The 7,753-nt window shown below is 68.1% G+C and carries 10 protein-coding genes and 1 pseudogene; 5 read left to right on the top strand and 6 right to left on the bottom strand.

The window, feature by feature from the left end; all coding sequences use genetic code 11:
- Positions 1-214: 214 nt before the first annotated feature.
- Positions 215-658, bottom strand: coding sequence for a transposase (locus tag ACWGIG_RS34815; RefSeq protein ID WP_453325699.1), 444 nt, complete (start codon positions 656-658; stop codon positions 215-217).
- On the opposite strand from ACWGIG_RS34815, the gene ACWGIG_RS34810 reads away from it, so the two are divergent.
- From ACWGIG_RS34810 to ACWGIG_RS34800, 3 genes are all read left to right on the top strand, one after another.
- The gene (locus ACWGIG_RS34810; protein WP_453325698.1) at positions 542-859 is read left to right on the top strand and encodes a DUF6087 family protein; all 318 of its coding nucleotides are present in this window, start codon (positions 542-544) and stop codon (positions 857-859) included. The two genes, ACWGIG_RS34815 and ACWGIG_RS34810, sit on opposite strands and share 117 nt — an antisense overlap.
- Positions 860-980: 121 nt before the next feature.
- Entirely contained in the window at positions 981-2,063 is a 1,083-nt protein-coding gene (locus tag ACWGIG_RS34805; RefSeq protein ID WP_453325697.1) for a hypothetical protein, read from the top strand.
- A gap of 541 nt (positions 2,064-2,604) precedes the next feature.
- A complete protein-coding gene (locus ACWGIG_RS34800) occupies positions 2,605-3,027 on the top strand; it encodes a hypothetical protein (protein WP_453325696.1) in 423 nt (140 codons plus the stop codon).
- Positions 3,028-3,794: 767 nt separating this feature from the next.
- On the opposite strand, the gene ACWGIG_RS34795 is transcribed toward ACWGIG_RS34800, so the two are convergent.
- The 3 genes from ACWGIG_RS34795 to ACWGIG_RS34785 form a co-directional block, all read right to left on the bottom strand.
- On the bottom strand, positions 3,795-4,268 hold the full coding sequence (locus ACWGIG_RS34795; RefSeq protein WP_453325695.1) for an IS3 family transposase: 474 nt from the start codon (positions 4,266-4,268) through the stop codon (positions 3,795-3,797).
- Positions 4,265-4,420, bottom strand: a complete 156-nt coding sequence (locus ACWGIG_RS34790; protein WP_453325694.1) for a hypothetical protein — start codon at positions 4,418-4,420, stop codon at positions 4,265-4,267. Before ACWGIG_RS34790 ends, ACWGIG_RS34795 begins: the two co-directional genes overlap by 4 nt.
- 495 nt (positions 4,421-4,915) lie before the next feature.
- Positions 4,916-5,578 (bottom strand): LysR family substrate-binding domain-containing protein, encoded by a 663-nt coding sequence (locus ACWGIG_RS34785; RefSeq protein WP_453325693.1) that lies wholly within the window; start codon positions 5,576-5,578, stop codon positions 4,916-4,918.
- Between the two features lie 15 nt (positions 5,579-5,593).
- Between ACWGIG_RS34785 and ACWGIG_RS34780 the strand changes: the two genes are divergently transcribed.
- Complete coding sequence (locus ACWGIG_RS34780; protein WP_453325692.1) at positions 5,594-5,830, top strand: hypothetical protein; 237 nt, start codon at positions 5,594-5,596, stop codon at positions 5,828-5,830.
- A gap of 527 nt (positions 5,831-6,357) precedes the next feature.
- Positions 6,358-6,705 (top strand): VOC family protein, encoded by a 348-nt coding sequence (locus tag ACWGIG_RS34775; protein ID WP_453325691.1) that lies wholly within the window; start codon positions 6,358-6,360, stop codon positions 6,703-6,705.
- Between the two features lie 32 nt (positions 6,706-6,737).
- Here ACWGIG_RS34775 and ACWGIG_RS34770 read toward each other — a convergent pair whose 3' ends face one another.
- Positions 6,738-7,478 (bottom strand): transposase, encoded by a 741-nt coding sequence (locus tag ACWGIG_RS34770; RefSeq protein ID WP_453325690.1) that lies wholly within the window; start codon positions 7,476-7,478, stop codon positions 6,738-6,740.
- Positions 7,456-7,614, bottom strand: a pseudogene (locus ACWGIG_RS34765) (transposase); the annotation flags it as partial. The pseudogene ACWGIG_RS34765 and the gene ACWGIG_RS34770, both read right to left, overlap by 23 nt.
- Positions 7,615-7,753: the final 139 nt, after the last annotated feature.

Genomic DNA, 7,753 nt, shown 5'->3' with positions numbered 1-7,753 from the left:
AACCGACGGGGCTCCGTTGCACCTGGCCCTCGTGCCACCCGTTTCGGAAGCGCGAAGTTCGTGCGCTGACGCGCGCACCGGCGGCCTCCGCCCAGCGCGAGGCCCGCCGCGAATACGAGAACCGGCCGGAGCTGTTGCTCTGGAGGCCGCTGAGCTGAGCTGGAGGTAGACGGCCTGCGGGGCATGCCGCAGGGTTCGAATACGTACCGGTTACTCAGGTTGAATCCGCGATGCCCGGCTGATCGTTCAGGCCGACAAGGTCCAGGCCGGTGGTGGGCAGGCAGCCGTCGATCAAATGCGGCCGGTACTGGATCTTCTTGATCACGCGGGTCAGGTGTGCCAGGTCCGCAGCGGCGAAGTCGGCCAGGGCCCGTTTGAGCAGGCTCCAGATCCCCTCCTGCGGGTTGATCTCCGGTGCGTACGGCGGCAGATGGAAGATGACCAGCCAGTCCCTGTGCTCCTCGGCGAAGTCGAAGATCTCCTGCTGCAGGTGGACGGAGAGGTTGTCCCGGACCCACACCACCGGGGTGCCCAGTTGCAGGTGCACCATCTGCATGAAGTCGCGGTAGTCCTGCCAGGTGAATGGCTTCGGCTCGCCCTTGCGGCCGCGACAGACGTGCAGCTTGAAGAACATCCGGGCCCGCACCGCGGATCGCACGTCCAGCCGGATGCGCCACGGCTCGTCGAGGAGTGGAACGGCACAGAGTGGGTGAACCTCAGGGTGGTCGACAACTTGGCTGCAGCACAGGCGTTGTTGTACCCGCCGCCGGCCAAGGAGAAGCCCGCCGAGTGGGACCGCCCTGCCCCCGGTAAGGGACGACATCGAAAGCCGTCCCCGGCGGATGGGCGGAAGAGCTGATGGTGTTGTGCACCGGTCCGGCCGTCCGGTAGACAGCCCGGCCTTCTTGGATGTGGCCGCGATGCACGCCAAAGGCGAACTTCCCCAACATCCTTGCTCATGTCGCGGCAGAGTAAGCCGCATGAGTGAAAGCAAATCACCATTCGGCCTCGACGTCGCCTGGGACCGGCTTACGGACGCCCGCGCGCAGAACGACACCAGTGCGGAGGCCCTGACGTTGTCGTTAGTCGCGCAGGCCCTCTACGAGGAGGACCGCAAGGATGAGGCTTGGGAGTTTAAGCGGGAAGTGGGGAAGTTCGTCCAGGAGGTTGATGGCGCGGGCAGCCGAGAAATCCTCTTGTCCCGATTCGAGGTACTGACGGCGCGCGGCGCGGAGTGGGAGGAGGCCGCAGGTCTCGGGCCGATCAGACGGCCGGCACGGGGAGAGGAGTCCTACTCGGACGGGCGGGACAAGCTGCTCGACTTTGCTAGGGAAGCCTATTCAACTGCGCTGTCGGCGCTGATCGAGCTCGGTGACGCACCGGAGCAGCTGGTGGAGGAAGCCCGCAGGCGCCTTGCGGCTGTGCTTCCGAGGAGAGAGGGAGACGGCGGCTTCCCCCCGCTCCAGATCAGTCTGGGGGACGCGGGGACGGTCCTGGCCGGGTTTCTGGCGGTCAAGGCGCTCGGTCCGTTTCTTGAAGAGTGGGCGAAGAAGCTCGGTGAGCACCTCGGGGAGTCGACAGCTCAGGCACTCGGACGCATCCGGCTCAGGCGCCCCTCCTGGAACGCCGGGGCGGGAGCGGAGCTTGAGTCTGCTGTCCCGGATGCTCCTGCCCCGACGACTCTCGTTCTCCCCGGCCGGCTGAGCGACGCTGCCAGGCTGGCGATCATCGACCTCGACCCCGCAGACGACACTGTTCGCGGTGCGACCCTGTACTGGTGCGAGAGGGCCGGGACGTGGATCTCGCAGGAGGAGCTGGAAGCCGATGAGTCCCTGCGCGGCTGGGTGGCCCGCTGCACGTGGGTGGTGACCGAAGGCGGGAACAGGCATCCACGACACACCTACGAACGGGCACCCACCTGGCAGGAAGCGTACGACCGCGCTGGCCAGGCATTCCGGGACGCCCGTGCCGGGGTCACCCTCGACCTGTTGCACATCCGCAGAGCCTACGAAGAAGACTGGGGTGATGCGGTCTACAAGAGCTGGGGGCCGCCGCCATCTTGAGCCATTCCTGTCCCTTCCCCGCTTCAACAATGCCGATAGGCATGGGTGCTGCTGCAGATGCTGACGTTCTGGCGCACCGTCCCGGCGCGCAAAGGGACCGGTGCAGGCCCTGCGGGTAGAGCGCACGCTGTCGGCGACGACCACGTGTTCGTACGTACCGGTGTGGCCATCGGGCCAGTGTGCGGGACCCAAATAATCGCGTCGCCAGGGATATTCGGGAACATACCGAGTCTTGGTGAGACTCGGCGGTTCACGGGGGCGCCTTGGGAGCGCTGGCGGGCCTGCTCACCGAAGGGGGCGCGGACCTGGTCATGGTCGCGTACGTCTGGCCCGCCCTCTTCGTTTGGCTCGGGGTCTCCGCCGTCGTGTCGTCGGCGGTGCTCGTGACCCGAGAGCTCTCCGCGGTACGGGCACGGCGGGTTACCTCGGAGGTAATTGAGCCTCCTCCCGGCGCTGCCTACCGTTCAGGAGCAGTCGCGGCCCGCTGAACGAGGCGCATCCGTGACTGGACAACTCCCTTGCGTACGAGAGGAATACGACTGTGACTACTGCCCAGTTCGACGGTAGGGCCACCCCCGCGAGGACCACCGGGACCGACGGCCTCGCCCGCCTGGCCCTCAAGCTGGACGCGGTGGTCACCGGCCTCAACGCCCTCGCCTACCTGGGCCTGGCCACGGTCCTTGACTCCTGGTTCGGCATCGCGACGGCGGTCCAGTACCCGGTCGGCGCGTTCCTCCTGCTCTTCGCACTGGGCGTACTGGCGGCGGGAACCCGTAAGCAGATCAGCCGCCCGGCCCTGACCACGATCGCCGCGGCGAACCTGCTCTGGGTCGCCCTCAGCCTGACGGTGGCGCTCGCCGGCACGCTCACCCCGACGGGCGTCGGCACAGTCTGGATCGTGCTCCAGGCCCTGACGGTCGGATGCTTCGCCGGGCTCCAATTGCTGGGCCTCAAGCGGATGTGACGCGCCTGCTCAAGTGGATCCTCCCTACGGTTTCGAACATCCGCAGAAGAACGGGCACCTTCGCTGCGGTTCCCTTCGGGGGACCGCGCAGATCGACTGCCTTCGGCCCTTGTGTCGTACGGCAACCACTGAGGAAAGCCGCAATGACGAGGAGGTTCGCCACGCGCTGGCCGCCCCTCTTCTCGCGGAGCTTGTGCGGTATGCGTCGTACTGGGACGCGGGGGCCATGGTTCTGCGTGGCGACGGGAAGGTGGGAAGCCTGCTCGTTGCGGAAGGGGCTACGGATGCGAGTCTGCTTGCGACCGCGTGGGAGGACCTTCACCAGGCCCTCGGTGGGCTGAGAAGCCGTTGCCGTACCGAATGTGATCGCTGAGTTTCCGCTGGTCAGGCATGGTTCGACGTCGTCGGTGCAGGGTTCGGAAATTCGGTCCAGGCTCGGCGATGCGGAGGTGCCCGGTGACGTCGGTGACGGCGTTGCTGGAGGAGCGGGAGGCGGCTGCCCGGGTGCGGGCCGAGGAGGTTCGGGCGGAGGCGGAACGGGTTCTTGGTGAACTCGCCGATTCAGAAGTGGTGTTGGCGCGTCGCGTGATCGCCCGGACGGAGTTTGTCGAGGCCCTGGCTGCTCCGGCCGGGACGGCGGATGCACCGGTCGAGGACCGGGTTGAGACGGAGGACACGGTGCCGGCGGGCATGGTGAAGACGCCCGTCGCGGGGTCGGCCGTGCCGCGCTGGCATCCGGGGAAGTCCGTGGATGCGCTCGCGGTGGACTACCGGCGGATCGTCGAGCTGGTGGAGTCCGGTGCGGCCAGGACGGAGGGGATCTCGGCGGGGGAAGTGGCCGACCGGCTGGGGCTGGAGATGGTACCGGGCCGGAAGTCCCGGACGATGAGGTCAGGACGGAGAGCCGCCCGGGGATCGGAGATCGTGGTCACATGCCGCCGGCGGCGGTGTCGGCCCTGCAGCCCGGCGGCCTGCATCAGCCGTGCGACGCGACGGCGGCCACACCCGGCACCCTCGCGCTTGAGCACGGCATGCACGCGCGGGGCCCCGTAGGTTCCGCGTGATTGCGCATGGACCTCGGTGATCTGCTCGGTCGGCTCGGCGTCCCGCACCGCACGGGGGCCGGGCAGGCCGGAGCGACGGGCATAGAAGGCGGTCCGGGAGACCTTCATCAACTCACACGCCCGTTTGACGCTGTGACCTGCCTGCTTCTCCGCCTCGATGAACGGGTGCACCGTCACCGGGTCTCCTTCGCGAAGAAAGCTGCAGCCCGCTTGAGGACGTCGACATCCTCGCGCAGCCGGCGGTTCTCCCGCCGCAACGCGGCCAGTTCCTCGCGCTCGCTGCTGGTCGGCCCGTTGCGCTCGCCCGCGTCGACCTCAGCCTGCTTCACCCAGTCCCGCACCGCGGTCTCGGATGAGCTCGAAGTCCTTAGGGTCTGTCCGGCGGATCTTGCCCCGGTCGCGTGCCCTGGCACCCACGCCCCCAAGGTCTTAAGGACCAGGGGGGACCCCCTCGGCGTTGTCGTCAATCGACGACGCTCCGCGTCGCCTCAATCCTCCGCCTTGCAGCTGCACGCACCAGACCCCGCTCCGCCGCAGCGAGAACGAGGAGGTCACTCCGGTGCGGCCTGATCCGCCGGACAGACCCTAGCGACCTGTCCGACCGAGCGGTCACCCCGTCGGCAGAGCCGGACGAACTCGGCCTGGAACTCCGGCGTGAACGAACGGCGAGGGCGGCGAGGCTTCTTCTTCCCCATGCTCTCCATGATGGACATCCTCTCGGGGCTGAACCCCTGACCTCGAATGTCCGTCAAAGCGGATCAAGCCCAGCCTCGCCTGCGCTGAGCGCGCCCTTTGTTGGTCGCTGCTGTTGTCAGTCCAACTGCTCAACCGTGCTTTGCAGCGGCGTAGCCCCCACGCTGCCACATTTCATAGTTCCCACATTCTGCCGTGATCTCCGCCGCCGCCTGAGCCGCGGTGAAGAAGTCGTCGACCATTGGCGAGATGCGCGATGCCGGCACTGCGAGGCACACCTGGTCGGGCGCCAGATCCGGTACGGGCACATAGATGACGTCCGGATGTGAGTAGAAAACGGTCGCCGAGCGGGCCAGGAATGAGATGCCCCGGCCGGCCGCGACATGCTCAAGCGTTTCGTCCACCCCGCGCGCCAGGTACCCGGCGTTGGGGTGCGGGCGCCTGGTGGGCTGCGTGCTCGGGTCGGCATGCCAGACCAGCGGCTCGCCGGCCAGGTCGGCCTCGGTGACTTCCTCCTTGCCGGCCAATCGGTGCCCGGTGGGCAGCACCGCCACCCGTGGCTCGGTGTAGAGCGGGGCGACGCGCAGGCCGGCCTCGTCCATGGGCAGCCGCACATAGCCGACGTCGATGCGGCCGTCGAGCAGCATCGGGGCCTGGTCGTCCCATTCGATCCGTTGCACGTCCACCAGAACGTCCGGGTGCCGGGTGGCGAACAGTTGTACCGCCGGAGCGACCGCGATGCCTGCTCGGAAGCCGACCATCAGCCGCTGGCTGCCCCGCGCGGCCACGGTCACCCGGCGGCGGGCCGCGTGCGCGGAGGCCAGCAGCGGGCCGGCGTCAGTCAGCAGCTGTGCCCCTACATCGCCGCCGCCGTCGAACTCCACGACCCCCAGCACCCCGCATCCCAGTACGCACGCGACTACAAGAAAGCCGTCGCCGCGCGGCTCGCCGACACCGCCCGCGAAGCCGGCGCCGCCGACCTCATCGACAACGCCATCCCCGCCACGGCCGGCGATGACCGGCGACGGGAGGAAGTGTCGAGTTGACTTGGCACTCCGCGGCGGGGCCGGCCGCGCGGCTGCGCCCGCTGGCACGCGACATCAGTCGCCCGGTACCTGACTGGGACCTGCTGGCTTTACGGAACTGGCCGCCCGCCCGCTGAAGGCCGCAGCAGAAGCCGCCGGGGAGACCGGCGACCTCCAAGGACCCGCCGCCGTGGTCGGCCTGGCAGCTGCCGGCGCCGCACACTGCCGTAGCGCTGAACAGCCTCAGCGCCCTGCCGGACAACTCAGGCGAGACGCTCGGGGCGGCAGCAGACGCTGCGTACATGGCGGCCCGGAATCGGGCGGCCAGGGATCTTACGCTGCGGCGAGCCTGGGGGAGATCACCGAGCGGCTCGTCATCTCCACCGGGAAGAAGAAAGGCCGGCACCCGTCAGCGGCCACCATCATGCGGATGCTCCGCGACCGCGATGAGAACGTACTGGGCCGTGTGGCGAAAGTGCGTGCGGTGGCGGACGTGCCGTAGTACTCCTGGAGAGTCTCGGAGTCAGGATTCTCGTTTGGAGTCGTCGATGGCCGTTCGTCGTGTCGTGCCCAACATCCAGTCAGAGGCTGTACTGGAGAGCCGGGAGTTCTATGGGCTGTTGGGCTTCGAGGAGGTCATGAACCATGGTTGGATCATGACGCTCGCCTCTCCGTCCGCCCCAGCGGCGCAGGTCAGCGTGATGACCAGCGACAAGACCGCCCCGGTCACCCCCGACATGAGCGTCGAAGTGGACGACGTGGACGCGGCCTATGCGGTCGTGCGGGACAGCGGCGCGGAGATCGTTCATCCCTTGCAGGACGAGGAGTGGGGCGTGCGGCGGTTCTTCGTCCGCGATCCCAGCGGCCGAGTGGTCAACGTGCTGGGACACCGCTGACACCGTCCCCGCGCGACCTGGGAAGGTGCTGGTCACAGCCACTCGTTGATGGCCGCGACCAGCTCGGTAGCTTCGTAGCGGACCGCGAGCTTGTCATGCCTTGTGGCCACGGCGCGGTGCCTTTTGCGGCGGTTGATGCCGCACTCGACCGCGTGGCGGGCCTTGTCATCCTCCGGGTCGAACTTCGGCGGACGGCCGCCGCGGGAACCGGGCTTCTTGCGGTTGCGGGCCTGGCCGGCCTTGTCCGGGATGGTGCAGCGGATTCCCCGGCGGCGCAGGTAGGCGCGGTTCTTACGGGAGGCGTGCGCCTTGTCGGCCCGCACGCGGCCGGGGCGGATGCGTGGCCGGCCCGGTCCGGTGCGGGGCACGCGGATCTTCTCCAGTACGGATTCGAACTGCGGCGAGTCGCCGCGCTGTCCTGCCGTGACCACGGTCGACATGGGCTTCTGACCTCGCTCGACGGCCAGGGTGCAGCTTGGTGGTGAACCCGCCGCGGGAGCGTCCGTGCCCGTGATCGCGGGGCTCGTCAAGGACGCCGCCCGGTGGTTCTTTTGCAGGCCGCCCTGCTTGCGGGCCCCGGCTGCATGCTGATGGGCGCGGCAGACCGTGGAGTCGACGCTCAGGTCCCACGTGATCGCGCCCTTCGCGTCGGTCAGGGACTGGAGGCGGGTGAGGATCCGGTGCCAGGTGCCGTTTCCGCTGCCAGCGACGGAACAGGTCGTAGATCCGGCCCCACGGCCCGTACTCGACGGGCACGTCCCGCCACGGAACACCGGTGCGGACCCGGAACCGTATGCCGTCGATCAGCTGCCGTCGAGGCCAGACGGGAGGCCGCCCTGCCTTCGTCCCCTTCGGCAACAACGGCTCCAAAACCACCCACTGCTCGTCCGTCAGATCTCCCCGACCCATGAACCTGGATCATCCACAACTCAAGATCCACTTTCGGTACACGGCCTAAGAAGTCATCTCATTTGGCATTGCCGGTATTCTGTGGGTCATGGTGGGGATCGTTGAGCGGCTGGTGCCGGACGAGTTGTGGGAGTTGTTC

This window comes from Streptomyces sp. NPDC054863 (assembly GCF_053610825.1).
Note: the sequence above shows the minus strand (reverse complement) of the source record. Positions and strands in the feature narration are given on the sequence as shown.